Consider the following 25064-nt stretch of genomic DNA (forward strand, 5'->3'; position numbering starts at 1 on the left):
CACCCGCGATACACGTCAACCCGCGGGTCAGCGGTGCTTGAACTCGGGCTGGCGTTTCTCGGTGAACGCGGCCATGCCTTCCTTCTGGTCCTCTGTGGCGAACAATGAGTGGAATACCCTGCGTTCGAACACCACGCCCTGGCTCAGCGACAACTCGAAAGCAGCGTTGACGGCTTCCTTGGCCACCATGGCAACCGGCTTGGACTTGGAGGCGATGACCTCGGCGGCTTTGAGTGCTTCCTCCACCACGTCTGCAGCGGGAACAACCCTGGACACCAGGCCGGAACGCTCGGCTTCCTCGGCATCCATGAAACGTCCGGTCAGCACCATGTCCATCGCCTTCGCCTTCCCCACGGCACGGGTAAGCCGCTGCGAGCCTCCCATACCGGGAATCACCCCGAGGTTGATCTCCGGCTGGCCGAACTTGGCGTTGTCCCCGGCAATGATGAAATCGGCCATCATGGCGAGCTCGCATCCGCCACCCAACGCAAACCCGGACACAGCGGCGATCACGGGGATGCGGAGCCTGGTGAGGTCTTCCCAATGCCGGAACCAGTCCGCGGCGTACATCTCCATGTAGGTCTTGGAGGACATCTCTTTGATGTCCGCACCGGCGGCGAACGCCTTGGCAGAACCTGTGATCACCACGGCGCCCACGTCCGGATCGGTATCCATGTCCTTCACTGCGGAGACCAGCTCATTCATCAGTTCCGTGTTCAGCGCATTCAAGGCTGACGGCCGGTTCAAGGTCACCAAGCCCACGCGATCCCTGTGTTCGACCACAATGTTCTGGTACTGCTCAGCCATGCTCTCCCTCTCGACCACTTCTCACGTACACGAACTGCCCACGTGCACGAACCATTAAGTACCAAGCTCTCACACAGACTTATCGCGGATCTCGGTGATGATGCCGGAAAAGTCCCTGCCGGCGCCGTCGCCCGCCGCGAAGTCGTCATATATACGCGAGGCGAGCGGCCCCATCTGCGCGGCAACACCCGTGCTTTCCAGCGCATTCAACGCGAGGCGCAGGTCCTTGGCCATCAATGCCCCCGCAAAGCCGGGCTGGTAGTCACGGTTTGCCGGGCTCGTTGGAACCGGGCCGGGCACCGGACAGTTGGTGGTGAGCGCCCAGCATTGACCGGACGCGTTGGATGCGACGTCGAACAATGCCTGATGGGTGAGCCCGAGTTTCTCGCCGAGGACGAAAGCCTCGGCAACGGCGATCATGGATACGCCCAAAATCATGTTGTTACAGACCTTCGCGGCCTGCCCGGCGCCGTGGTCACCGCAGTGGACGATCCTCTTGCCCATGAGCTCAAGGATGGGCCGCACGGTTTCAAAGTCTTCAGGCAGCGCACCCACCATGAAGGTCAGAGTGCCCGCCTCGGCCCCCACCACACCCCCGGAAACGGGTGCATCCACCGAGCGGTGTCCGGCGTCCAGCGCAATGGCCGCCGCTTCCCGGGCCTCGTCCACGTTGATGGTGGAACAGTCCAGGAACAGCGTGTTTGCTGCGGCAACGCTCAACAGCCCCGGGCCGTCCACGCCGCGGTAGGCATCCAACACGTGTTTGCCGCTGGGCAACATGGTCAGCACGATTGCTGCGCCGGCAACAGCTTCAGCGGGGGAAGAAACCATGGGGATGCCGTGTGCAGTCGCTGCTTCAACTGCCGCCGGGACCGGATCATAGCCAACGACGTCGTGACCGGCCTTGATGAGGTTGGCAGCCATGGGCCCACCCATGTGGCCGAGCCCCAGGAAAGCGATGAGTCCCGTTGAGGATGCGTTCTCTGTCATGTCGTCTCCTTTGACTTGCTGCTGATGGCGGACTCGTGAAGCCCAAGTTCCCGTTCGCCGAGCGGCGCGAAGTAGCCCTCGACGTCGGATGCCTGCACCTCGGCGAGGGTGGCTGGTTTCCAGCGTGGATTGCGGTCCTTGTCCACCACTTGGGCGCGAATGCCCTCGCGGAAGTCCGGCCCTGCCAAGCACCGCAGGCCCACGCGGTATTCCTGGTCAAGCGCCTCCTCGAGCGAGAGCCCCCGAACGCGTCGCAACGACTCCAAGGTGACCTTCACCGACGTCGGCGACTTCGCTTCGATAGTGTCTGCGGCAGCAGCAGCCTCACCGCCCAGCGAGCGCAGGCTTCGCACAACGTCCTCTGCGGCGTCGTGCGCGTAGGCAGGGTCGATCCACTCTTGCTGCACTGCCAGTGCCGAGTCCGGCGCCGCTTGGGCATAGCGCTCGACGGCGGCCTCCGCCTTCGAGCTTTCCAGCGCTTCTGCCAGTGCGGGCAGGCTTTCGGACGGCACGAAGTGGTCCGCGAGCCCGAGGAACAGGGCATCCGCCCCGGTCAGGTGGGCGCCGGTCAACGCAGCGTGCGTTCCTGTTTCGCCCGGCGCACGGGACAGTAACAGCGTGCCGCCTACGTCCGGGACAAAGCCGATAGTGGTTTCCGGCATGCCCGTTCGCGTCCGCTCGGTGACGATGCGAACTGAGCCGTGGGCTGAAATGCCGACGCCCCCACCAAGGACCAGCCCGTCCATGAAGGCGACGTAAGGCTTGGGGAACCGCGATATGAGGGAGTTCAAGCGATACTCCTCTGCCCAGAACCCGGCAGTCTCGGCCCCGCCGTGCAGCATGTCTTTGTAGATAGCGACGATGTCCCCACCTGCGCACAGCCCCCGGTCTCCGGCGCCGCGGACCAAAACCGTGGCGACGTCGTCGTCGTCGGCCCAGGCGCTGAGCTGCTGGAACATGGCTTTGACCATGCCTAAGTTGAGCGCATTGACGGCCTTGGGGCGGTTGAGCGTCACCACGCCCAGGTGTCCGCGCCGCTCAAACTGAACGTCCGCGGTTTGCACGATCCCGGTGTCCAGTGCCTCCATCAGCTGCCTGCCGGCATCACGAAGCTGGCCCCTTGGCGGATGCCGGAAGGCCACCGCGACGTCACGGTCTTGGTCTTGGTGTAGAAGCGGAAAGCGTCGGCCCCGTGCTGGTTGAGATCGCCGAAACCGGAGGCCTTCCAGCCGCCGAACGTGTAGTACGCGATAGGTACGGGGATTGGGACGTTGATACCCACCATGCCTACTTGGACGCGGCTCGCGAAGTCGCGGGCTGAGTCGCCGTCGCGCGTGAAAATGGCGACGCCGTTGCCAAACTCGTGCTCGTTGCAGAGCCTGAGTGCCTCGTCGTAATCGGCCGCGCGCAACACGCTGAGGACGGGTCCGAAGATTTCTTCTTTGTAGATCTTCATGTCGCTGGTGACGTTGTCGAACAGCGTGGGACCAACCCAGAATCCGCCCTCATAGCCGTCCACGGTGAGGCCGCGCCCGTCGGTCACCAGCGTTGCCCCTTCGTCCACGCCGGACTGGATGTAGCCCTCGATCCTTTCCTTCGCGGAGGCCGCCACGACTGGCCCGAAGTCCGAATCCTTGGCCAGGCTGTGGCCCACTTTCAGGTCCTTCACGCGCTCGCTCAGCTTAGCCACCAGGGCATCTGCCGTTTCCTGCCCCACCGGCACGGCCACGGAGATGGCCATGCAGCGCTCCCCTGCGGATCCGTATCCGGCACCGATCAGGGCGTCGGCGGCCATGTCGAGATCGGCGTCGGGCATGATCACCATGTGGTTCTTCGCCCCGCCGAAGCATTGCGCGCGCTTGCCGTGAGCGGCGGCGGTGGCGTAGATGTACTGGGCGATCGGCGTGGAGCCCACGAAGCCAACGGCCTGCACGCGTGGGTCTTCAAGCAGCGCATCCACGGCTTCCTTGTCGCCGTTGACCACGTTGAAGACACCGTTCGGCACACCGGCTTCGCTGTAGAGTTCGGCCAGGCGGAGCGGAACCGAGGGGTCCCGTTCGGAGGGCTTGAGGATGAAGGCGTTCCCGGCGGCAAGCGCGGGGCCGGACTTCCAGAGCGGGATCATGGCCGGGAAATTGAAGGGCGTAATGCCTGCGACGACGCCCAATGGCTGGCGGAGGGAATGCACGTCGATCCCCGTGCCGGCGTTGTCCGAGAACTCACCTTTGAGCAGGTGCGGGGCGCCGGCGGAGAACTCCACCACCTCGACGCCGCGCTGGATATCGCCCTTGGCGTCCGCGAACGTCTTGCCATGTTCGGAGGACAGGAGTGTGGCAAGTTCGTCCATGTTCTCGTTGACCAGGTCCACGAACTTGAGCAGGATCCGTCCCCGGCGCTGCGGGTTCATGGCCGCCCATTCGAGCTGGCCTTTCTCGGCATTGGCGACGGCGTTGCGCACCTCATCGGCGCTGGCCAACGGAACCCGCGCCTGGACTTCGCCCGTGCAGGGATCGTAAACGTCACTGAAGCGACCGGACGTGCCGTCGATCCTCTGGCCATCTATGTAGTGGGAAAGTTCGCGCACCATGGTGGAAATGCTCCTTTGCATCGTGAATGACTACCGTTCCGCCGGCTGCTGGGGCCGGCGAGGAACACGTGACCAACTGTGATCCAGGTCATCTCTGAAACCGAATATACTCGGACTTCCTACTAATTTCCAGAGGGGGTCCAAGGAGCGTTCGCGGCTGGCTGCCCCGGCGCCCCACCAGGCGAAGAGTTCGCTAGTGGACTTCCCTCATGCCCTTGTATGCCTCCAAGGCCTCGGCCCGGGTGGTCTTGAGGTCCACGATTCCTTCCGGGTAATCCGGAGTGCCGAACTCGGGGATCCAGTGGGCGATGTACTTGCCTTGGGGGTCGAACTTGGTCCGCTGCCCCTCCGGGTTGAAGATCCGGAAGAACGGGGAGGCGTCCGCCCCGGAGCCGGCCACCCACTGCCAGTTGGCCGGGTTGGACGCCGGGTCCGCGTCAACAAGGGTGTCCCAGAACCATTGCTCGCCGAGTTGCCAGTGGATGCCGAGGTTTTTCACCAGGAAGCTGGCCGCGACCATGCGTACACGGTTGTGCATCCAGCCTGTGGTCCAGAGTTGCCTCTGACCTGCGTCAACCAAAGGGAATCCAGTGATTCCTTTTTTCCAGGCGCGGAACTCCCGGGGGGCGCCATCGTGGCCGGGTTCGCGCCCGTTACTGCCGTCACTGCCCGGCCACGCCCACGGGAAACGGTCAAACTCCGGGCGGAGGTTCGCCGTGGCAAGCTGCGGGTTGTGGAAGTACTGGTGCCAGCAGAACTCGCGCCACCCCAGCTCCGAAGCGAAGATGCTGCTGCTCTCGGACCGCTTTTCCCCAAGCGCGTGCCACACTTCGTAAGGGCTGAGCTCACCCCATCTCAGGTACGGGGAAAGGCCGCTGCTGCCGTCAGTGTCCGGACGGTTATGGCCCTCGCTGTAATTGGAAAGACCCTCCGACACGAAGCGGGCAAGGCGTTTGTGGCCCGCGGCAGCCCCAGGCGTCCACGCTTGCGCCAACCCTCCTGCCCAGTCCGGCTTTGTGGGCAGCAGTGACCAGGACTCCAAGTCATCACTTTCAGCCATGGCACCTGCGTAGCCGTGGCCGGCTTCAGGCACGGGCAGCGGCTCCCGAAAATCCTGCGCCGAAACGGTACGCCAGAAAGGCGTGAAGACCTTGTACTGACCCCCCGTTTTGGTGGTCACGTTCCACGGCTCGTGAAGCAGTGAGGCCTGGAAACTCGAGACGTGAAGTCCGGCCTCGCGCGCCCAAGCCTTGATGCCGGCGTCGACCGTTCGCTCCGCCGCGCCGTACCGCCGGTTCCAGTAGAGTGCGCCGGCGCCGGGCGTCGTCGTCAATTCTTGGACAACCTCAAACGCCCGGCCGCGACGCAACACCAGCGGGATGCCCAGTTTGTCCAACTCGGCGCGGAGCGCCAACAAGGAATGGTGCAGCCACCAGCGCGACGCACCACCATGGGGGCGAAGGCCCGCTGATTCCTCGTCAAGGACGTAAAGCGCGACGGCGGCGCCGTCGTCCACTGCGGCACGGAGCGCGGGGTTGTCAGCGACCCTGAGGTCGTCGCGGAACCAAACGATGGACGGCTTCATTTTTCCTTTCAGCGCAGGCATGGGAACAGCCCATGTCCCTAACGAATACTAGGGGCATGGGCTGTTGGTGAGATGTTGGGCGAAGCCGGTGGAGGTCAGGCGCTGAAAGCGATAGCTTCCTCGCCGATTTCCATCAGTACGGGAGCCGGAGCCGAGGCCGTTTCAGTCCACATGGGCACGTTGTTCACCACGTAGTCCCTTGCGGCAGGCCCCACCATGCTCATGCCGGGATAGATCCTGTGGCCGATTTCCTTGGCGGACTTGATGCCCTCGAGTTGAAGCGCGGTCTTGAAAGCTGAATCGGGAATCGGAACCTTGCGTTCCAGTACGCACCAGCTGATATACAAGCCGTAGAGGGTGTCGAAGTCCAGGCCTTTTTCGGTGTCGTCCTCGAACACCACGCTGTCACGGAGAAAACGGGCGATTTGGGTGTCGGTCATTGCGGTGGCCTCTTCTAAGAGAGAAGTACGGGCCGCCGGTCTGCATCAGCGAATGTCCTGTTTTTTCATGATATCCCAGTCCTGACCGGGAAACCAGATTAACTCTCGGTGGCCGAAAGTAATGCCCTCTACATCTAGGGTAAAGGGCGTCACTTTCAGCAATTGAGTTTTTTTACTTGGGCATCAATACGGAGTCCACGAGGTAAACCGTTGCATTAGCCGTGTGGACGCCACCGCAAATAACATTGGCGCCATTTACAGTCAACGCATCTTTGGTGCCGGCCACCGTCACGTCCCCGCCTTGCACGGTCTTGTGTGTGCCCACCATCTGATCAGGGGTCAGCTGGCCGGGGATCACGTGGTAGGTGAGGATCTTGCTCAGCAAGGCGTCATCAGTCTTGAGCGTTGCGATGGTGGCGGGGTCGATCTTGGCGAAAGCGGAGTCAACGGGCGCGATCACCGTGAACTCGCTGCCGTCCAAGGTGGATACCAGATCCACCTTCGGGTTCAGCTTGCCTGAGACTGCGGACGTCAGGGTCTTCAAGAGAGGGTTGTTGGAGGCGGCTACAGCCACCGGGTCCTGCGACATGCCCAGGACCGAGCCCGCACCACTGGGAACTTGCGCCGCGTAGCCTGCGCAGCCGGGCCCAACCAGGTCACGGGTAGGATCCATGGCCGCGCTGGCCTTAGGGGACATCGACGGCGACGCTGCCATGGACGACGTTGCCGCAGATGAGGGCGCTGCGGCGGGAGTGGAGGCGGTGCTGGAGGTGCTCGAACCACCACAGGCAGTAAGGCCGAGAAGGGCAGCTGCGGTGAGGCCGACCAAGGCGAGAGCGGGGCGCTTTGTGGACAACATGTCATTCTCCTTTTTTGTGGAACCAGGGCGTTGGTTCCGTTGGTTGGTGGGACCCGGGCCGCCGGCGGTTTGTTTGCCCGGCAGTTTGTGTCTCAGCAGCTATTCGGAGGTCGGCACCAGCTGGATGGGTGCTGATCGAAAAAGTTTTAAACCAAGCCACACGGGCCTCGGCTCCGAACTGCTTGCAGATATCCGGAGCCGGCTTACGTTGCCGCCGCCCGGCAAACGTTGGGAGACGCAATGTTGCAACTAGCACTTATCGGCCTGCTGGGCGGATTGATCACGGGGATCTCCCCCTGCATCCTTCCTGTCCTTCCGGTCATCTTCTTATCCGGTGGCGTACAGGGAGCGCGCCAAGGGCCCGTCGACCTTAAGGCTGAAGCCAAGCGCCGGCGGAAGGCCGGCTTGCGGCCGTACCTTGTCATCCTGGGGCTGGTGGTCAGCTTCAGTGTCTTCACGTTGGTGGGCTCGTTCCTTCTGACACTGGTGAACCTGCCGCAGGACCTGGTGCGCTGGATTGGGCTAGTGGTGCTGGTGCTGATCGGCCTCGGGCTGATCTTTGAGCGCTTCCAGCACCTCCTGGAGAAGCCGTTCTCATGGGTACCGCAGCGCAGGGTAGGCACAGAAAATGGTGGGCTGGTGCTGGGGCTGGCCCTCGGCGTCGTTTATGTTCCCTGTGCAGGACCAGTGCTCGCCGCCATTGCGGTGGCTGGCGCCACGGGCCGGATCGGCACGGAAACCATCGTCCTTACGTTGACGTTCGCCTTGGGCGCCGCGCTGCCCCTGCTGGTGTTCGCCCTTGCCGGCCGCCGCGTAGCCGAAAGGGTCAAGACGTTCCGCAAGAACCAACGCAAGATCCGAGTTGCAGGCGGAATAATGATGATCGCCCTGGCTATCGGACTTGTCTTCAACCTGCCCCAACTACTCCAGAGGCTTGTCCCGGACTACACCTCCACACTGCAGGCACAAGTGCAGGACAATGAAAGCGTCAAGAAGGCGCTGGATCTCGGCGGACTGGTCAATGACCAGAACAAGGACCTCGACAAATGCAGCAACGGCGGCACCGAGCTGGAATCCTGCGGCACCGCACCGGACCTGAAGGGCATCCAGCAGTGGTTCAACACGCCCGGTAACCAGCCGGTGAACTTGAAAGACCTGAAGGGCAAGGTAGTCCTGGTGGACTTCTGGGCCTACTCCTGCATCAACTGCCAGCGTTCGGTTCCGCACCTGACCGATTGGTACAGCGCCTATAAGGCCGCCGGACTGGAAATCGTCGGCGTGCACTCCCCCGAGTATGCCTTCGAGAAGGAACCCCACAACGTGATGGCCGGGGCACAGAACCTCGGGATCACCTATCCGGTGGGGATTGATAACAACCTCTCCACCTGGACCAACTACCGTAACCGCTACTGGCCCGCTCACTACTTGATCGATTCCTCGGGAACAGTCCGGCAAATCCAATTCGGCGAGGGCGGCTACCAGACCACGGAGAAGCTCATCCGCGAATTGCTGCAGCAGGCTAACCCGTCGGCAACGCTTCCGGCCCCGACGGAGAAGTCCGACGCCGGCCCCGTCGCCGGAGCCACGACTCCCGAGACTTATTTTGGGACCACCAAGAAGGTCAATTACGGGGGCACCGAACCGTACAAGGCAGGTCCGGGCGTCTACACAGCACCGGCAGCCCAAGCGGCCGATAGCTACGCCCTCGCCGGGGGTTGGGATCTGGGCACTCAGTCCATTACGCCCACTGGCGATGGCTCGTCCATCGCGTTGAAGTACCACGCCAAGCAGGTGTACATCGTGGTTAGTGGCCAGGGCACCTTGAACGTGATCCGGAATGGTAAGAGCACTCCGGTGGCAGTCTCCGGAACGCCCACACTGTACAAGATCGTGGACGATTCCTCGAGCAGCGCTGGCAGCCTCCAAGTGCAGGTGCCAAAGGGTATCCAGGCGTACTCGTTCACGTTCGGATAACCTCTCAGCTGCCCTGCAGCCTCGCAGTCATCCGGTGCGCTTCGGCCAGCAGGAGTTTGCCAAGGAACTCCTGCCGGTCGGGCCGGAAGCGCGGTTCGATGCCCGTCAAGGAAAGGGCCCACGCGGGTTCTCCGTGCTGGTCAAACACCGCCGCACCCATGCCCCAGCTCCCTTCCAAAACCAGGCCCGGGTTGACGGAATAGCCTGTCAACCGGGTTCGTTCAAGGTTTTCACGCACAGTCTCAACGGGGTGCCCTGCGGAGAAGTCCCCGGCATGGGCAGGCCATTGGGTGAACAAGCCTTCCTGCTCTTCGGGAGGCAGGAAGGCAAGGATCGCCGTTCCCGCGGACGCTACCCCCAACGGGAATCGCACTCCCTCGTGGAGCACGAAAGACCGCACCGGGAATGAACCTTCTTCCCGCAGCACGCACACGGTCTCGTTGCCTCGACGGATGGAGAAGAACGCGCTCTCCCCTGTTTCAGCGGCCAACCGGCGGAGGGATGGACGGGCGATCTCCTCCATCGGGAAGCGGGCCGCCGCCACGGATCCGAGCAAGAAGATTTCTGAGCCCAGGGCCCACTTGCCGGTGGCGGAATTGTGTTCAAGGAGGCCCTCAGCTGCCAGCGATGACAGCAACCGGTGCACGGTGGGGCGGGTCAACCCTGACTCACGGACCAAGCCGGCCAGGGACGTCCCCTCCGGCTTGCGACCCACCAACCTCAGAAGCAGGGCCACCCTGCCCACCACCTGCGCTCCCTGTACTGCCATGGCACCCTTTCCTAAATTTCATCCACATTATGGACACTTATCAGTGTAGCGTCCACAGAGTGGGTGGATCAGTGTGCGAACCGTTGACCCGCAGTCAGCCAAAACCTAGGCTCACATACAGAAGGGTCATGTCCACAAAGTGGATAGGCCACCACTCAAACGGGAGCTCAGAATGTCAAAGATCCACACGAGCGCCGCCCTCGCGCTGCAGGACGTGATAACAGACGGCTTGACCATCGCCGTCGGAGGTTTTGGTTTAAGTGGTATCCCGGCGGACCTGATCGACGCCGTACGTGATTCAGGCGCCAAAGACCTCACCGTCGTCTCCAACAACATGGGCGTGGATGGCAAGGGCCTCGGCGTGCTGATCGAGGCCGGCCAGGTGCGGAAGGTCATTGCGTCCTATGTGGGCGAGAACAAGCTGTTCGCCGAGCAGTACCTTGCCGGGAAACTTGAGGTCGAGTTCACGCCCCAGGGCACCCTCGCAGAGAGGCTCCGCGCCGGGGGCGCAGGTATCCCGGCCTTCTACACGCGTACGGGTGTGGGCACCTTGGTGGCCGAAGGCAAGCCCTTGGAAGAGTTCGACGGCGTGACGTACGTCCGCGAGCGCGCCATCACCGCCGACGTCGCACTTGTCCACGCACATACTGCCGATACCGACGGCAACCTCATCTACCGCTATACAGCCCGGAACTTCAACCCGGTAGTGGCCACGGCCGGTGCCGTGACCATCGCCGAGGCTGAGGTCATCGTGGCGTCGGGCGAGTTGGATCCAAACCACGTCGTCACCCCCGGCGTCTACGTCCAGCGGCTGGTGCAGGCCACAGACCGGGTGAAGGACATCGAACAACGGACCGTCCGGCCGCGGCCGGTACACGCAACGGTCTAAGAACTTCACGGTCTAAGCAAAGGAGCACACACCATGGCATGGACGCGAGACCAGATGGCCGCGATCGCAGCTGAAGAGCTGACCGACGGCGACTACGTCAACCTCGGCATCGGCATCCCCACGTTGGTGGCCAACAACCTGCCCGACGGCGTGCGGGTGGTCCTGCAGAGCGAGAACGGCTTGCTCGGCATGGGCCCTTTCCCCTACGAAGGCGAGGAAGACGCCGACCTTATCAACGCGGGCAAGCAAACCGTGACCATCACCCCCGGCGGCAGCATCTTCGACTCCGCCACGTCTTTCGGAATGATCCGGGGCGGACATGTAAAAGTTGCCATCCTCGGCGCAATGCAGGTCTCCGGCAGCGGCGACCTCGCCAACTGGACCATCCCGGGGAAGATGGTCAAGGGCATGGGCGGGGCCATGGACCTGGTGGCTGGCACTCCGCGCGTGGTGGTCCTCACCGAACACAACGCCAAAGACGGAACGGCCAAGATCGTCACGGAATGCACCCTGCCGCTCACCGGACTCAAGTGCGTTGATCGGATCATCACCGACCTCGCCGTTTTCGACATCGTTCCGGAACAGGCTGCCCCTGGCGCAGAACCGCACGACGGCGGCACCGCCCTCGTGCTGACCCGGCTCGCCCCCGGCGTCACTGTTGAAGAGATCCGCAGCAAGACGGAGGCTGAATTCACCGTCGCGCTGGAAGTCGGCACGGAAGAAAGCACCCTCGAAGGAGTACGCGCATGAGCCTCCATGACCAGTTCGGCAAAGATGTCCTTCTCACGGGATGGGGCCACAGCAAATTCGGCAAACTGACCGATGACACCCTGGAATCGTTGATCGTCCAGGTAGCCGGGGAAGCGATACGCAACTCGGGCCTGGACCCGAAGGACATCGACGAGATCTACCTCGGCCAGTTCAACTCAGGGATGCAGCCACTGGGCTTCACCTCCTCCCTGGCACTTCAGCTGTCCGAAGACCTCGCCAACGTCCCGGCAACACGCACGGAGAATGCCTGCGCCTCCGGGTCGGCCGCTTTCCAACAAGGCGTCAAGGCCCTCCTCGCCGGGACCGCACGCAACGTCCTGGTGATCGGTGCCGAGAAAATGACCGACGCCGGTGCGGACGTCGTGGGGGCGGCACTACTGGGTGCTTCCTACGAAATGGCGGGCAAGGCCTCCACCACCGGCTTCACCGGCCTCTTCGCTGAGGTGGCCAAGCACTACGCCAAGCGGTATGGCTCCAAGATCGCGGCCCCCGGATTTGAAGCCGGCCTCGGTGATGTCCTCGGTTCCATTGCCGCCAAGAACCACCACAACGGCATGGCCAACCCGTACGCCCAGATGCATCGGGACTTCGGTGAAGAGTTCTGCCGCACCATTTCCGAGAAGAACCCCATGGTGGCCGAACCGTTGCGCCGCACGGACTGCTCGCCAGTCTCGGACGGGGCTGCCGCCGTCGTGATTTCATCGACGGCAACCGGAGGCACCACCGCGCCGGTGCGCCTTGCCGGATTCGGACACGCGAACGACTTTTTCCCCGCGGAGAAACGGGATCCCACGGAATTCGCTGCCACCCGGGCCTCCTGGGAGCGCGCATTCCGCATGGCTGGCGTCGGCCTCGCGGATCTGGACTTCGCGGAGGTCCACGACTGTTTCACCATCGCCGAGTTGGTTATGTACGAAGCCATGGGCCTGACGCCGCGGGGTGAAGGTGCACGGGCTATCCAGGAGGGCTGGGTGTACAAGGATGGAATACTGCCCGTCAACATCTCAGGCGGGCTGAAGGCAAAGGGCCACCCTGTGGGCGCCACCGGCGTATCGCAGCACGTCATCGCCGCCATGCAACTGTCCGGTACCGCCGGCGATATGCAACTGCCCAACGCCCGGCGCGGAGCCGTGCAAAACATGGGCGGAGTGGGTATCGCCAACTACGTCAGCGTCCTTGAGGCCCTCTAGTACCCAACTGTTTCGAATAGGCGGACGGTTGGCTACGCTGACGGTATGTCTGACGTATCGGGTCGCAGAATGTACAAACACCCAGGAACGGCGCTGCTGGTCCGGGGAGCCCTCGCCGTCGTTTTTGGGCTCCTCATCACCGTTTTGCCGGGGGCCACGGCATTCGGAATCGTGGTCCTTTTTGGGATCTTCGCGATAGTTGACGGCATCACCAGTGTTGCCCATTACTTCTACGATCCCGCGGGCCGTTCCAGTTGGACGATGGTGGGCGGCTTTATCTCCATTGCAGCTGGCATCGTGGCCGTTGCCTGGCCGGGGATCACTGCCACCGCCGTCGCCGTCTTGATCGGGCTGTGGGCCCTGATCCTGGGGATTTCGCAGATGGTGCTGGCGTTTGCCGCGAGGAACTTCATCGCTCGGTGGGGCATCTGGTTCCTCACAGGACTCATCACCACTGTGTTCGGGATAGTGGTCCTCACCAATCCAGGCATCGGGATTCTGGGGCTCATGGGAATGCTCGCTGCGTTTGCCATCGTCACGGGTCTGCTGTTGATCGTTTCGGGCATCACCCTCCGCAGGCTCGCGTCCCGGTCGTTGTACGCCCACTAGCCGGTTGGGGGGTGCACCGAGCGCCAAGTTCGGTAAGTTAGTGGCTGTGAAGATAGCTACCTGGAATGTGAACTCCCTCCGTGCCCGCGCTGACCGAGTTGAAGCCTGGCTTGACCGCAGCGACTGTGACGTCCTGGCCATCCAGGAGACCAAGTGCAAGGACGAGAACTTTCCGTGGGAGCTTTTTGAGCGCATGGGCTACGAGGTTGCGCACTTTGGCGTGAACCAGTGGAACGGCGTCGCCATCGCTTCCCGGGTGGGTTTGGAGGACGTCGAGCGGACGTTTCCGGACCAGCCAATGTTCGGCAAGGCAGGCAAGGACCCCGCACAGGAGGCCCGCGCCATTGCCGCGACCTGTGGCGGCATGCGCATCTGGAGCCTGTACGTTCCCAACGGCCGCTCGTTGGACGACGAACACATGCCGTACAAGATCAAGTGGCTGGACGTCCTGCAGGGCCACGCGGCCGAGTGGGTAAAGTCCGATCCGACCGCCAAGATCGCCCTGATGGGCGACTGGAACATCGCCCCCTTCGACGAGGATGTTTGGGACATCGACTTGTTCCGGCACAACAACTTCACGCACGTCAGCGAACCTGAGCGGGCCGCGTTCCACGCGTTCGAAGCAGCCGGTTTTACCGACGTCGCCCGCCCTTTTACGCCCGGTCCGGGCGTTTACACCTATTGGGACTACACGCAGCTGCGCTTCCCCAAGAAGGAGGGCATGCGCATCGACTTCTGCTTAGCATCCCCCGCGTTGGCTTCGCGGGTCACTGGTGCTTCCATTGACCGGGAGGAGCGCAAGGGCAAGGGCGCCTCGGACCATGCGCCCGTCATTGTGGAACTCGCCGATTAACCTGATTAACCAGCTGCGCGAACACGCGAGAGATAAGGGAAGGGGCAGGCCGATCATGGCTGGAAACCTGTACGGGGGCCAAGCAGGCCTGCCGTTCTCTTCCTCACTGCGGGTTTACGAACCGCTCGCCGCCTTTCCGCCGGATCAGCAACGCCAACTGGTGGCAGGAGGCAGGAAGATCGGTTCCCGGGCCGCCGTCGAAAACGCGGAACTCCAAGCATCGCTGGGCCGCATCACCCGCGAGGGAGGCGATCCTTTTCCAACCGGGCGCACGGACCTGGTGAGAATGACCCGCGTACCTGCCGCCCGGCATTTGGCTCCGGGGAACAGCGGCAAAGATGAGGACGACGGCGGACGGATCCTTTACTGCCCCAGCCAGCTGGTGATTCGGGCAGGTTTGGCAGCCAACGCACTCATGGACGGCATCCATAGTCCTTTGGCGGACCTGCTCATCCCCGTATCGCAGCGGGACAAGCACCAGCTCCGGATAGACCGGATCAACGCGGGCGAGGATGCAAAACGGGTCCATACCCGGGCGTCCACCTGGGGCATCCCGTTCAGCTGGTTCTCCTTATTCTCCGAAGGGGACCGCAAGGACGTCATCGAAGCCGGCGGCCGCATCCTCACCGTGAGGGTATGGACGCCCCTGACCGAAGCATTGGACCGGGCGCGGTTCGCCGTGGCCCATCTTGCTTTGGCCGCGCCGGACCTGGACATGCTCGATGACTTGACGCAGTTGACCGAATGGCTGGAATTGTTCCACACTCGGTCCTTTGTGGAACTGGATTACGGTGCGGTGGCGGACAAGGTCTACCCAGACGAATCACCGATGGACGTGAGGCTGGGCATCGAATGCCTGGCCGAAGGTGACATGACAGGCGCCGCAGCCGCGTACCGCCGTCTTGCTTCCCGTTGGATACCAATCCGTCAGTTGGCGCGGGCATCCTGAGCAAGGTGCTGTGGCGGGGCAGTTGTCTCCCGGATGATCAGCTCGAACGGCGCTACCTGCGACCTGACAGCCCCGGCAACACCATCAAGTTCATCGAGCAACATCTTGGTGGCAAGCTCCGCCTGGTTGTCAGGACGTTGACCCACGGTGGTCAGCCCGAGCGATGACGAGAAATCGTGGTCATCGATGCCGATGACGGAAAGGTCCTGGGGAACGCGGACACCATGGCGGGCGGCCTCAAAGATGACTCCCATGGCCATCTCGTCCGAGGAACAGAAGATTGCAGTGGGTTTGCGCCCGGGTTGCTTCCAAAGACGCTTGAATGCGTGTTGGCCGCTGGCCACTGTGAAGTCTCCCCATTCATCCCATTCGGGACGGACTTCCAGTCCGGCGTCGGCCATGACTTCCTGGAAGGCGCGGATACGCACGCGTGGAACGTCGAAGTTGAGGTCCGTCTCGTCGTCTCCATGGAGCAGTGCGATATCTGTGTGGCCCAGTTCCAGCAGATGCCGAACAGCCGTGGACGCGGCGTCGTAATCGTTGATGCCGATGTAGGCACAATCTTCAACGTGCCCACCCACTACAACCAAGGGGATGTCGAGCTTGTGGAGGTGTTCGAGTTCGTCGGCGCTCAGGGACATGCAGAGAACCAGTAAGGCATCGATTTGTTTGTAGACCATGGTGGAACTGAAGAGGCGTTCCCGGTTGCTTCCATGGCCGCCGAGATTGAAGAGCGACAGGTTGTACTTGCGCGAGTGCAGCTCCCGATCGGCGCCCTCGATGGCTTTGGAAAAAAACCATCGGCTGACGAACGGGGCCAGGACTCCGATGGTCCGGGTGCGGCCCGTCGCCAGCCCGGAAGCCGACGACGAGGCCACGTACCCAAGAGAACCGGCTACTTCAAGGATTTTTTCCCTGGTGGCGGGGGAAACACGGGGCAGGCCCCTGACCGCCCGGGAAACTGTTGCGGTGGAGACTCCAGCAGCTGCGGCGACGTCCTCGATGCTGACTCCCGCATGGCCACCACGTTGGGACCGTTCGTTCGCCTTTGCCACTGATGCCCCCTCATTGGTGCACGCCGAAAGCCGAGGGGCGTTCCCAGACGGCACACCCAGCCTATTCCGCCCCCATGCCCTCCGCCGATTTCACGCCATATATTGCGAATCCACTCACGTCAGACGCTTGGTGGTCCTCGGGGGCAGTTTCTTCCGGAGCCGAAACATCCCCCATAAGGCCAAGACAATCGCCAGCAGTCCCAGCGCCCAACCCAAAGCAGGCTGGCCGGTGAGTTCCATGGCAACCGTTACCACCAGAAGCACAAGCCCCCAGAAACCCAACAGGCCAATGATGATGTCAAAGTCCTCAGCGGACCGGACATGCTTGCTGTCCGGATTCTTCCGGTCCGGATTTTGCCGGGAGGAAGCGGATGGAGCAGCATCGGCGGAACTGGTCACTTGACCGCACCCGCCGTCAGCCCGGCAACAATCTTCCGCTGGAATATGAGCACCAGAATGACCAACGGGATAGTGACCACGGTGCCGGCAGCCATGACCGCCGTATACGGTTCCTGGTGAGGCTGGGAACCGGCGAAGTAGGCAATGGCCACCGTTACGGTCTTTGTGGAGTCATTCGAGAGCTGGCTGGCAATCAGGAACTCGTTCCACGATGCGATGAAAGCAAGGATGGCCGTGGTGAACGTGGCTGGAGCAGCCAGTGGAAGGATCACCTTCCGGAATGCCTGACCCTGCGTACATCCGTCGATTCGAGCGGCTTCCTCAAGCTCCCATGGCATCTCACGGAAGAACGAGGTGAGGGTATACACGGTCAACGGAAGCACGAACGAAATATTGGGAATGATCAGGGCCTGGTAGGTACCGAACCAGCCGATGTTGGTGAACAGCTGGAACAGCGGCGTAACCAAGGCGACACCGGGGAACATGGAAGCCCCCAGGATGAAGCCAAGCACCACGAACTTGAATCGGAAGTTCAACCTCGCAAGGGCATAGGCTGCGAACACGCCAACGACAAGTGCGACGACGGTGGTCACCACCCCAACGATCAAGCTGTTGAGGAGGTTTTTGCCGAAGTGGTTGCCGAGGCTTTCGTCGAAGACAGTGGCGAAGTTGTCCCACGTGACGTGCGTGAAGAAAGGCGTGGTATCGAACGTAAAACCGACGTCCCGGAAAGCCGTGACAACCATCCAGTAGAACGGTGCCAAGCACCAAATCAGGATGATGGCCGCACTGATGTACGTGCGGAAGGAGCCCCAGTTGAACGGCCGCTTGGGCCGGTCTGTTGAGGTTGCTGACGTCCTCGAAACTGTAGCTGTGGTCATCTCACTTGGCCTTTCCGGACGAGGTTGCGGCATCGACGGCGTTGGCCCCAAGGAAGCGGACGAAGATGAAGGCGACGAGGAAGATCACGAGGAAAGTAATGGTGGATAGGGCCGCAGCTGTGTTGAATCCTTGCCGGATCTGCTGCACCACCAGAATCGAGAGGGTGGTTGTTCCGTTAGCGCCCTGGGTCATGATGGCTGGAAGGTCGTACATGCGCAGCGCGTCAAGCACACGGAACAGGATCGCAACCATGAGTGCGGGCCGGACCAGCGGCAACGTGATCAGGCGGAAGCGCTGCCACGTGGAAGCACCGTCCACCCTTGCAGCTTCATAGACTTCGTCCGGGATCAACTGCAGGCCGGCAAGGATCAACAATGCCATGAATGGCGTGGTTTTCCAGACGTCCGCGATGATAATGGCCCACTTGGCAGGCCACTCAGAACCCGTCCACAAGATCTGTGTTCCGAAGAGCTTGTTGGCGATGCCTTCGAAAGCGAAGATGAAGAACCACAGCTTTGCAGTGACGGCCGTCGGGATGGCCCACGGTACCAGGACAGCTGCGCGGATCAGGCTGCGTCCACGGAATGCACGCGCCATGATGATTGCCATCCAAAAGCCGAGGACGGTTTCAAAAGCAACCGTGACCAGCGTGAAGAAGAACGTTGTGCCCATGGAGTCCCAGAATTGGGCGCCCAAGGTTCCCGGAGGACAAGCAACACTGCCTCCGCCGGGGGCCGTGCATTGCTGCACCAGCCAGTGAATGTAGTTGTCGAAACCAGCAGGGCCGCCTTCGGAGAAGAACCCCGTGGTGGCGTCCAGGCCAGAGTCCTTCTGGAAGGACATGACGATTGCGTTGATCACCGGATAAATGATCACGATCGCCAGTAGGACCAAGGAGGGGGCCAGCAGGGTGTAAGCCCAACGGCCTTGCGTGGCTTCCTTCCGGTCCGCGCTTTCGCGGCCCGGCAGTTTTTGCCCGCCACCCGCCGTCGTCTTCGGCTTTTGAAGTTCTGTTGACATGTCAAGACTCCTGTCAGGGAGAAGGCCGTTGCCGCCGGTCCGGCCGCCCGTCCGTGAGGAAAGGCCGCCGGACCGTGGCCCGGATGGTTACTTTGCTCCGGCCGACTCAATTGCCTTCTGCATGTCGGAGATAGCCGTATCCACGGACTTCTCTCCCTTGAGGGCTGCGTAAGCGTTGTCCTGGACAGCCTTGGTCACTGCGGGGTAGAACGGCGTCACAGGACGCGGAACCGCGTTCTGGATAGACGTCTTCAGAACCGGCAGGTATGGCAACTTGGCCACGAGGGCCTGGTCGTCGTACAGCTTAGTCAGAACCGGGGCGAGCGAACCCTGCGTTGCGTAGAAGCGCTGGGTCTCTTCACTGGTGATGAACTTGAGGAAGTCCGAGACGGTGGCCTTGTTCTTGGAGTAGACACTCATGGCGACGTTGTGGCCGCCCAGTGATGAGGCGCCCGGTCCGCTCTTACCCGGAAGCGGTGCCATCTTGAACGTGTCTTTCACAGTGGACGAACCGTCAGTCTTCGCGAGGTTGTAAACGTAGGGCCAGTTGCGGAGGAAGAGGAGCTTTCCGTCTTCGAATGCCTGGCGACCCTGCTCTTCCTGGTACGTGATGGCTTCGGTGGGGATGTTGCCATCCTTGTAAGCCTGGACCAGGTTGTTGAGTCCGGCCTTGGCCTGATCCGTGTTCACGGCTGCCTTACCCGAATCGTCTACGATCTTGCCGCCGGCCGAGTTGATGGCTTCAGCAGCGTTGACGGTCAGGCCTTCGTATTTCTGGAACTGACCGGCGTAGCAACCGATGTTGTGGGCCTTTGCGATGGAGCACATGCTCATCATCTCGTCCCACGTCTTCGGTGGAGTGGGAACGAGGTCACTGCGGTAGTAGAGGATACCGCCGTCGGAGCTCTGCGGTGCTGCGTAAAGAGTGCCGTTGTACGTGGCGCTCTTGATCGTTGCATCAAGCATGCCATCCGTGGGAATGGACGTCTTGTCCTTGAGCGGCTGCAGCCACCCCTTGGCAGCGAATTCCGCCGTCCAGACGACGTCGACGCTCATGACGTCGTAGTTCGGGTTCTTGGCCTGGAAGTTCTGCACGAGGTCGTCGTGCTGTTGGTCGGCCTGGTCCGACTGCTCCTTGAACGTCACCTTCTCATTCGGGTGCGCCGCGTTCCACTTGTCGATGAGCGGGCGGACCACGTTGCTGTTGTCCTTGCCTTGAACATAAGTAATCGGACCGCGGCCATCGAGGTTGTTGGCCGCATCACCGGAAAGGCCGCCGCCCGAACTGGCGCTGCCGCCGCCCCCGCCTCCACCGCCACAGGCGGTCAGGGACATGGCGAGGACTCCGGCGATCGCAGCCGGGAGCAGTAACTTCTTGGATTTCATGCTGGGAACTCCTCAGTGAGTGAACCAGTAGTTTTCCGCAGTGCGGTTGATGTGGTGAGCCTCACATTAGCTACGGATCTCCCGAAAATGCAAGCGCTTACACGCAACTTAACCACATTGATACCAAGTAACCTGCCCGTTAGACCTGAGTGAACACGCGGTCCATCTGGAAGCTGGCGCGGGGCAGCCTTGAACGGCGACCCCAGCTAAGATTTGGTTACCGTGTATTGCCTATGGAAAAGTGGGCACTGTGGACGAACTTGAAGCACTGCAGACCATAGGCCGCCTGATCAAAGAAGAACGCCTTGCGCAAGGGCTGAGCCAAGTGCAGCTTGCAAAGCAGGCAGGTACTGCTATCAAGACCGTCCGAACGCTGGAATCGGGAACACGCCGAACGCAGGAGATCAACCAGCGCAAGGTTGAACATGCCCTAGGTTGGCGTCCCGGCTCCGTGGCTGATGTGCTGCGGGGTAAATCTTCCTTTGCCCCCGACATGATCACCCCCGATGACATGCGTTCAGGCGATGAAGCGCGTCCTGGACCGGCCCGGTCGGCAGTTCCTTCGGGGCGGGTCGCCAGGGCATCGCACCTTTCGGACGAGGAGCTCGTGGCTGAACTTACCTACAGGATGATGCACCGCAACAGGGGCTAGCCAAGGACCTGCCGAGTTGCCGGGCTGAGTCGCCAGGCCGAGGGCGTTAGTGCAGGTGGCTGCCGCCGTTGATGTCGATGGTGGTGCCGGTCAAGTAGGCCGAGGCCTCGGAGGAGAGGAAAGTGATCACCGATGCAACTTCCTCCGTGGTGGCGTTTCGGCCCAGCGGGATGCCGGCGTTAATGGCGGCTTCTTGCTCGTCAGTGCTGCCCACGCGGATGTTCGTATCCACCGCGCCAGGGGTGATGGCATTAACCGTCACTCCAGTGGCGCCCAGTTCCCGGGCCAGGGCCTTGGTGAAGCCCAGGATCGCTGCTTTCGCCGCCGAGTAGGGGACCTTGCCGAAGACGCCGCCACCACGTTGGGCGGACACCGAGGACATGTTGACGATCCGACCCCACCCGTTCTCGATCATGCCCGGCAGGAACGCCTTGGTTACCAAGTAGGTGCCGGTGGCATTGACGTCCATGACCTTGTGCCAGAGCTCCAAGGTGGTCTCCAGGAATGGGAGCGGAGAGGTGATCCCGGCGATGTTGGCCAGGGCGCCCACGGGAGGGAGGTTGCCTGCCGCCACCTCCGCGGATACGGCCGCCTGTGCGGCAATGACCGAGGCCTCGTTGGCAACGTCAACCTCATGGCCGAACGCGGGAACATTGAACTCGTTGCCGATCTCGGCGGCGATCTTCGCGGACTTCTCGCCGTTGAGGTCCAATATGACGACGCCCCAACCTTCGCTGGCGTAGCGGCGGGCGGTTGTCATGCCGATACCGCGGTCCGAGGTTGCTCCGGTCAGGACGGCGGTGCGCTGGATGGTGTGGCTCATGATGCTCCTTGAGAAGAGGTGATGGGGATCACTGTAGGTGGATTCGCTGTCAACAGTCAACACTTTAAGTTGACTGTTGACAATGAAGCATGACGCAGGTCACTATTGTCGTGTCAGAGTGTTAACGGTCGACAGCGCGGGAGCTTGTGCTTCATCGCTCACCGAAAGGGACAAAACTCCATGAGCAATGAAGCTCTGAAAATGCGCGGCCACGTCCACGGAACCAAGGACGCTACCCGCGTCGCTATCGGCTCCGGCGTGGGCGCAGTCATTGAGACGTATGACTTCATCGGTTTCGGCACCGCTGCCGCGCTGTACTTCGGAACCGCGTTCTTCCCCGGAAGCGATCCGGTCACAGGGACCCTCGCGTCCTTTGCCACCTTGGGTGTTGGCTTCGCTGCCCGGCCACTGGGCGGAATTATTGGTGGCCACCTCGGCGACAAAGTAGGCCGGAAGCCGGTGTTGGTTACTTCACTGATCCTGATGGGGTTGGCAACCTTCGCCATTGGCCTGCTCCCCACCTATGCCATGGTTGGACTGCTGGCGCCGGCACTGCTCGTCTTCGTGCGCATCGTGCAGGGCCTGGCCTTCGGCGCGGAATGGGGCGGCGCCATCCTGATGAGCTACGAGCACGCTCCGTGGAAGAACAAGGGAAAATACACGGGAATCGTCCAGGCCGGCTTCCCCGTGGGCCTGTTGCTAGCCAACCTCACCTTTTTGGCAAGCAGCAACCTTGGCGGCCAACTCGCTTGGCGGATTCCCTTCCTGGCAAGCATCGTGCTGGTGGCCGTTGGCCTCATCATCCGGTCCAAGGTCCCGGAGTCCCCTGTTTTCGATGAGGTCAAGGACAGCGGGGCCATCGTGAAGTCCCCGGTCATCGAAGTGATCAAGACCGACTGGCGCAACATCGTGAAAGGCATTGGCCTCCGCATCGCTGAGACCGCCGGCTACGCCGTGTCCATCACCTACATGATCTCCTACCTCAACAGCCAACATTTGGCGGATAAGACCCAGACTTTGGTTGCCCTCTGCATCGCCTCGGCCATCGGAATCTTTGCTACCCAAGCGTGGGCCAGGCTAACGGACCACATCGGCCGCCGTCCCGTCTACGTCTGGTCATGTGCTTTTGCCGTCCTGTTCGCCGTTCCCATGTTCCTGCTGGTGAACACCGGACTTTTCTTCTTCGTCATCGCCACCGTCGTGATCTCCTACGCCGTGTGCCAGAACTCCCTCGCCGGGGCCCAAGGTGCCTGGTTCCCGGAGCTCTTCCAAGCTAAAACCCGTTCGTCGGGCGCCAGCCTGGCGTACCAGATTTCAGCGATGGTGTCCGGCTTCACCCCCTTCATCACCACATTGCTTTTTGTCAGCTTCGGTTGGATGGGTCCGGCCCTGCTCTTCGGCTTGTTTGCAGCAATCGGCCTCTGGGCCGCAGTCGCTACCCGAGAAACCTGGGGCAAGCGGGAACGCGAACTGGCTGACGAGATCACCAAGACCACCCCGACCCGCGTCGACGCTTAACAACGCCGCTACGCACCCCCCCGGACTCGCCGCCAGTTGCGCGGCAAGGCCGCCACCTTTGAAAGGGAGACTCGTGGTTCTCACCAAGGAAGCACAAACGCAAGAAACCAACCCCGACGCCGGTGAAACCTCGGCACAACGTGTTGAGCGAGTATCGGCAGCGGCCTACCGGATCCGGCACCATGCCCTGAACATGGGCGAGGTCCAAGGGCAGGGCTATGTTGGACAGGCGTTGGGCGCAGCCGACATGCTCGCCACCGTCTATGGAGACCAGCTCCGGTTCCGCGCGGATGATCCGCACTGGGAGTCACGCGACCGGTTCCTGCTCTCCACCGGCCACTACGCTATCGGCCACTATGCGGCACTGGCCGAGGCCGGCATCATCCCCGTCCAGGAACTGGAAACGTACGGGTCGGACGATTCCCGGCTCCCGATGTCGGGCATGTCCACGTACACCCCGGGCATGGAAATCTCCGGCGGCTCCCTGGGCCACGGCTTGACCATCGCCGTCGGCATGGCTCTGGGACTGCGTTACCAAGGCTCCAGGGCCCGGGTGTTCAACTTCCTCTCCGACGGCGAGCTCGACGAGGGCTCCACATGGGAGGCCGCCATGGGTGCACACCATCATCAGCTGGGCAATCTCACCGCCATGGTGGACATCAATGCGTTGCAGGCCGACGGCAAGACGGACACCGTGTTGCGCACAGAGCCCGTCACGGAGAAGTGGGAGTCCTTCGGCTGGTACACCCAGCGAGTGGATGGTAACGACGTCGGCGCGCTGCTGGCTGCCTTCGGCAAAGCAACTTCCCAGGCTGCCGCCGTCGGACGTCCTTCCGTGATCCTGTGCGATACCAAGGTGGGCCGCGGCGTACCACTGCTGGAAAACCGGGAAAAGGCGCACTTTATGCGCATCGAAGAAAACGAGTGGCAGATCTGCCGTGAACAGCTCACTGCCGGCTACCAAGGAAAGGCGTCAGCATGAGCTCCACCACCGAGGCCCCGGACACGACGGCGGCCGCAGCGACAGCCGCCAAGCCGAAACTGAAGACATCGGCCATGATTGCATCGTTCGCCGACCCGGGCCAGAAAACCTCAAATGCACCGTTCGGGCACGCCCTGGTCAAGGCCGCACAGGAGAACGACAAGATCGTTGGCCTGACCGCGGACCTTGGCAAGTACACGGACATGCACATCTTCGCCAAAGCCTTCCCGGAACGGTTCTTCCAGATGGGCATGGCCGAGCAGTTGCTCTTCGGCGCAGCCGCCGGTTTGGCCGAGAGCGGCCTGATCCCCTTCGCGTCCACTTACTCAGTGTTCGCTGCCCGTCGCGCCTACGATTTTGTCTGCCTGGATGCGGCAGAGCCGAATCTCAACGTGAACATCGTTGGCGGCCTGCCCGGCCTGACCACAGGCTACGGCCCCAGCCACCAGGCCACCGAAGACATGGCGATCTTCCGCGGCATGCCCAACCTGACCATCGTTGACCCTTGCGACTCTGTGGACATCGGGCAGGCCGTGCCGCAGCTCGCCGCCTCAGACGGGCCCACATACCTGCGCCTGCTGCGCGGCAACGTGCCCACCGTCTTGGATGAATACGACTACACCTTTGAGCTCGGCAAGGCCAAGGTTTTGCGCGGCGGTAACGACGTCGTATTCATTTCCTCCGGGCTCATGACCATGCGGGCGCTGCAAGCGGCGAAGGCTCTGGCAGCGCACAACGTAGACGTTGCCGTTGTGCACACTCCTACGATCAAGCCGTTCGACGCCGAAACCGTCCTCGAGGAGATTAATACGGATCGATTGAGCGTGACCCTCGAAAACCACTCCGTGGTCGGCGGCCTGTTCGAAACCGTGGCGTCCGCCGTCGTCACCGCAGGTCTGGGCAAGCGCGTGGTGCCTGTGGCACTGCCGGATCAGTTCCTCGACGCCGGGGCGCTGCCCACTTTGCATGACCGCTACGGTTTGGCGGTAGACCGTATCGTGGCCAAGGTTCTGGCCGAACTGGGTTAGGCCCTCGATTCGAACCAGGTACTCGACTCAGGAAGCACGGCACTGGC

Annotated in this window: 25 protein-coding genes; 11 read left to right on the top strand and 14 right to left on the bottom strand. The window is 62.1% G+C overall.

All coding sequences use genetic code 11. The annotated features are described in order from the left end of the window. Positions 1-27 precede the first annotated feature (27 nt). From QRN04_RS09615 to QRN04_RS09645, 7 genes are all read right to left on the bottom strand, one after another. Positions 28-807 (bottom strand): enoyl-CoA hydratase, encoded by a 780-nt coding sequence (locus QRN04_RS09615; protein WP_284975796.1) that lies wholly within the window; start codon positions 805-807, stop codon positions 28-30. Positions 808-876: 69 nt separating this feature from the next. Beyond that, entirely contained in the window at positions 877-1887 is a 1011-nt protein-coding gene (mmsB, locus tag QRN04_RS09620; RefSeq protein WP_502868784.1) for a 3-hydroxyisobutyrate dehydrogenase, read from the bottom strand. Further along, positions 1794-2885: an enoyl-CoA hydratase/isomerase family protein gene (locus QRN04_RS09625; protein ID WP_284975798.1), complete on the bottom strand. Its 1092-nt coding sequence runs from the start codon at positions 2883-2885 to the stop codon at positions 1794-1796. Before QRN04_RS09625 ends, mmsB begins: the two co-directional genes overlap by 94 nt. Beyond that, positions 2885-4384: a CoA-acylating methylmalonate-semialdehyde dehydrogenase gene (locus QRN04_RS09630; protein WP_284975903.1), complete on the bottom strand. Its 1500-nt coding sequence runs from the start codon at positions 4382-4384 to the stop codon at positions 2885-2887. The genes QRN04_RS09625 and QRN04_RS09630 overlap by 1 nt, the downstream gene beginning before the upstream one ends. Before the next feature lie 193 nt (positions 4385-4577). Next, positions 4578-5969, bottom strand: a complete 1392-nt coding sequence (locus tag QRN04_RS09635; protein WP_284975799.1) for a cryptochrome/photolyase family protein — start codon at positions 5967-5969, stop codon at positions 4578-4580. Between the two features lie 95 nt (positions 5970-6064). After that, positions 6065-6409, bottom strand: coding sequence for a hypothetical protein (locus QRN04_RS09640; RefSeq protein WP_284975800.1), 345 nt, complete (start codon positions 6407-6409; stop codon positions 6065-6067). Positions 6410-6581: 172 nt separating this feature from the next. Beyond that, entirely contained in the window at positions 6582-7268 is a 687-nt protein-coding gene (locus tag QRN04_RS09645; RefSeq protein ID WP_284975801.1) for a fasciclin domain-containing protein, read from the bottom strand. 240 nt (positions 7269-7508) lie between these two features. On the opposite strand from QRN04_RS09645, the gene QRN04_RS09650 reads away from it, so the two are divergent. Then, entirely contained in the window at positions 7509-9242 is a 1734-nt protein-coding gene (locus tag QRN04_RS09650) for a cytochrome c biogenesis protein DipZ (protein WP_284975802.1), read from the top strand. A 4-nt stretch (positions 9243-9246) separates the two neighbouring features. Here the strand turns inward: QRN04_RS09650 and QRN04_RS09655 are convergent, their stop codons facing one another. Then, entirely contained in the window at positions 9247-10011 is a 765-nt protein-coding gene (locus tag QRN04_RS09655) for an IclR family transcriptional regulator (protein ID WP_284975803.1), read from the bottom strand. Positions 10012-10183: 172 nt separating this feature from the next. Here QRN04_RS09655 and QRN04_RS09660 point away from each other — a divergent pair, with 172 nt between their 5' ends. From QRN04_RS09660 to QRN04_RS09685, 6 genes are read left to right on the top strand one after another with little or no spacing between them, the layout of a single operon-like run. Next, a complete protein-coding gene (locus tag QRN04_RS09660; RefSeq protein ID WP_284975804.1) occupies positions 10184-10900 on the top strand; it encodes a CoA transferase subunit A in 717 nt (238 codons plus the stop codon). Positions 10901-10933: 33 nt separating this feature from the next. After that, the gene (locus QRN04_RS09665; protein WP_284975805.1) at positions 10934-11650 is read left to right on the top strand and encodes a CoA transferase subunit B; all 717 of its coding nucleotides are present in this window, start codon (positions 10934-10936) and stop codon (positions 11648-11650) included. Further along, positions 11647-12861: an acetyl-CoA acetyltransferase gene (locus QRN04_RS09670; protein ID WP_284975806.1), complete on the top strand. Its 1215-nt coding sequence runs from the start codon at positions 11647-11649 to the stop codon at positions 12859-12861. The genes QRN04_RS09665 and QRN04_RS09670 overlap by 4 nt, the downstream gene beginning before the upstream one ends. A gap of 45 nt (positions 12862-12906) precedes the next feature. Next, entirely contained in the window at positions 12907-13470 is a 564-nt protein-coding gene (locus QRN04_RS09675) for an HdeD family acid-resistance protein (protein WP_284975807.1), read from the top strand. Positions 13471-13516: 46 nt separating this feature from the next. After that, positions 13517-14323 (top strand): exodeoxyribonuclease III, encoded by an 807-nt coding sequence (locus QRN04_RS09680; RefSeq protein WP_284975808.1) that lies wholly within the window; start codon positions 13517-13519, stop codon positions 14321-14323. Between the two features lie 55 nt (positions 14324-14378). After that, a complete protein-coding gene (locus tag QRN04_RS09685; protein ID WP_284975809.1) occupies positions 14379-15272 on the top strand; it encodes a DUF8083 family protein in 894 nt (297 codons plus the stop codon). Here QRN04_RS09685 and QRN04_RS09690 read toward each other — a convergent pair. From QRN04_RS09690 to QRN04_RS09710, 5 genes are all read right to left on the bottom strand, one after another. Continuing rightward, positions 15251-16327 (bottom strand): LacI family DNA-binding transcriptional regulator, encoded by a 1077-nt coding sequence (locus QRN04_RS09690; protein WP_284975810.1) that lies wholly within the window; start codon positions 16325-16327, stop codon positions 15251-15253. The two genes, QRN04_RS09685 and QRN04_RS09690, sit on opposite strands and share 22 nt — an antisense overlap. Positions 16328-16441: 114 nt before the next feature. After that, positions 16442-16726 (bottom strand): hypothetical protein, encoded by a 285-nt coding sequence (locus QRN04_RS09695; RefSeq protein ID WP_284975811.1) that lies wholly within the window; start codon positions 16724-16726, stop codon positions 16442-16444. Next, a complete protein-coding gene (locus QRN04_RS09700) occupies positions 16723-17607 on the bottom strand; it encodes a carbohydrate ABC transporter permease (protein ID WP_284975812.1) in 885 nt (294 codons plus the stop codon). Before QRN04_RS09700 ends, QRN04_RS09695 begins: the two co-directional genes overlap by 4 nt. 1 nt (position 17608) lies before the next feature. Then, positions 17609-18628, bottom strand: a complete 1020-nt coding sequence (locus tag QRN04_RS09705) for a carbohydrate ABC transporter permease (RefSeq protein ID WP_284975813.1) — start codon at positions 18626-18628, stop codon at positions 17609-17611. 87 nt (positions 18629-18715) lie between these two features. Next, on the bottom strand, positions 18716-20014 hold the full coding sequence (locus tag QRN04_RS09710) for an ABC transporter substrate-binding protein (protein ID WP_284975814.1): 1299 nt from the start codon (positions 20012-20014) through the stop codon (positions 18716-18718). A gap of 250 nt (positions 20015-20264) precedes the next feature. Between QRN04_RS09710 and QRN04_RS09715 the strand changes: the two genes are divergently transcribed. After that, the gene (locus tag QRN04_RS09715) at positions 20265-20666 is read left to right on the top strand and encodes a helix-turn-helix domain-containing protein (RefSeq protein WP_284975815.1); all 402 of its coding nucleotides are present in this window, start codon (positions 20265-20267) and stop codon (positions 20664-20666) included. Positions 20667-20712: 46 nt separating this feature from the next. Here the strand turns inward: QRN04_RS09715 and QRN04_RS09720 are convergent, their stop codons facing one another. Continuing rightward, positions 20713-21489 (bottom strand): SDR family NAD(P)-dependent oxidoreductase, encoded by a 777-nt coding sequence (locus QRN04_RS09720; RefSeq protein WP_284975816.1) that lies wholly within the window; start codon positions 21487-21489, stop codon positions 20713-20715. Positions 21490-21669: 180 nt separating this feature from the next. Here QRN04_RS09720 and QRN04_RS09725 point away from each other — a divergent pair, with 180 nt between their 5' ends. From QRN04_RS09725 to QRN04_RS09735, 3 genes are all read left to right on the top strand, one after another. After that, entirely contained in the window at positions 21670-23007 is a 1338-nt protein-coding gene (locus tag QRN04_RS09725) for an MFS transporter (protein ID WP_284975817.1), read from the top strand. Positions 23008-23080: 73 nt separating this feature from the next. Beyond that, the gene (locus tag QRN04_RS09730) at positions 23081-23989 is read left to right on the top strand and encodes a transketolase (RefSeq protein WP_502868783.1); all 909 of its coding nucleotides are present in this window, start codon (positions 23081-23083) and stop codon (positions 23987-23989) included. Next, the gene (locus tag QRN04_RS09735) at positions 23986-25017 is read left to right on the top strand and encodes a transketolase family protein (protein WP_284975818.1); all 1032 of its coding nucleotides are present in this window, start codon (positions 23986-23988) and stop codon (positions 25015-25017) included. The genes QRN04_RS09730 and QRN04_RS09735 overlap by 4 nt, the downstream gene beginning before the upstream one ends. The last annotated feature ends 47 nt before the right edge of the window (positions 25018-25064 follow it).

This window comes from Arthrobacter sp. efr-133-TYG-104 (assembly GCF_030208915.1).
Classification (GTDB): domain Bacteria; phylum Actinomycetota; class Actinomycetes; order Actinomycetales; family Micrococcaceae; genus Arthrobacter.